This is a genomic window from Bradyrhizobium sp. AS23.2 (genome assembly GCF_001908185.1).
GTDB lineage: Bacteria > Pseudomonadota > Alphaproteobacteria > Rhizobiales > Xanthobacteraceae > Bradyrhizobium.
Map to the genome: position 1 here is coordinate 1 of NZ_LGHM01000396.1, position 1,139 is coordinate 1,139.

Sequence of the window (1,139 nt, forward strand, 5' to 3'; positions counted from 1 at the left end):
GGATCGATCATGGGGTCGATCATCACCGGCTTCGCGCTCGGTGTGATCGAGGGCCTGACCAAGTATTTCTACCCCGAGGCCTCCAACACCGTCGTGTTCGTGCTGATGGTGCTGGTGCTCTTGGTGAAGCCAACGGGATTGACGGGAAGGGCGGCCTGATATGACAGCCTTGACGGACGATACATTGCCGATGACGCCGCGCGCGATGCGCGACGAGATGATCGTGTTCGTGGTGATGGCGCTGCTGCTGGCGTCGGTGCCGTTCACGGGAGTCTACCCGTTCTTCGTGATGCAGGCTCTTTGCTTTGCGCTGCTGGCCTGTGCCTTCAATCTCCTGATCGGCTACGGCGGACTTTTGTCCTTCGGACACGCGATGTTCCTGGGGACCGCCGGCTATTGCAGCGCTCATGCGCTGAAAGTGTGGGCGCTTCCGCCGGAGCTCGGCATCCTCGTCGGTGTCGCCGCGGCCTTCGTCCTCTCCATCATCACCGGCTACATCTCGATCCGGCGTCAGGGCATCTACTTCTCGATGATCACGCTGGCGCTGTCGCAGCTCCTCTATTTCATCTATCTGCAGGCACCGTTCACCCATGGTGAGGACGGCATCCAGGGCATTCCGCAAGGGCGCATGTTCGGCCTCTTCGACCTGTCCAAGCCGACCGTGCTCTACTATGTCGTGCTGGTCGGCTTCCTTGCCGGCTTCCTGCTGATCTACCGCATCATCAATTCGCCGTTCGGCGAGGTCCTGAAGTCGATCCGCGAGAACGAGCCGCGCGCGATCTCGCTGGGATACCGGACCGACCAGTACAAGTTCCTGGCGTTCATCCTGTCGGGGACGCTGGCCGGCTTTGCCGGTTCGCTCAAGGTGTTCGTGGCGCAGAACGCCTCGCTGACCGACGTCCATTGGACGATGTCGGGCGAAGTCGTGCTGATGACGCTGGTTGGCGGCCTCGGCACCATCTTCGGCCCGGTGGTCGGCGCTTTCGTGATCATCGCCATGCAGCAATATCTGGCGGGCTTCGGCCAGTGGGTGACGGTGATCCAGGGCTCGATCTTCGTGATCTGCGTGCTCACCTTCCGCCGCGGCGTTATCGGTGAAATCGCGCATTACTTCCGGCGATCGCTCTAGATTGATTTAA

Annotated in this window: 1 protein-coding gene and 1 pseudogene; both read left to right on the plus strand. The window is 61.1% G+C overall.

Annotated elements, in window-relative coordinates:
- A pseudogene (locus tag AC630_RS42465) lies at positions 1 to 159 on the plus strand (branched-chain amino acid ABC transporter permease); the annotation flags it as partial.
- Position 160: 1 nt separating this feature from the next.
- Positions 161 to 1,129: a branched-chain amino acid ABC transporter permease gene (locus tag AC630_RS42470; RefSeq protein WP_074124409.1), complete on the plus strand. Its 969-nt coding sequence runs from the start codon at positions 161 to 163 to the stop codon at positions 1,127 to 1,129.
- Positions 1,130 to 1,139: the final 10 nt, after the last annotated feature.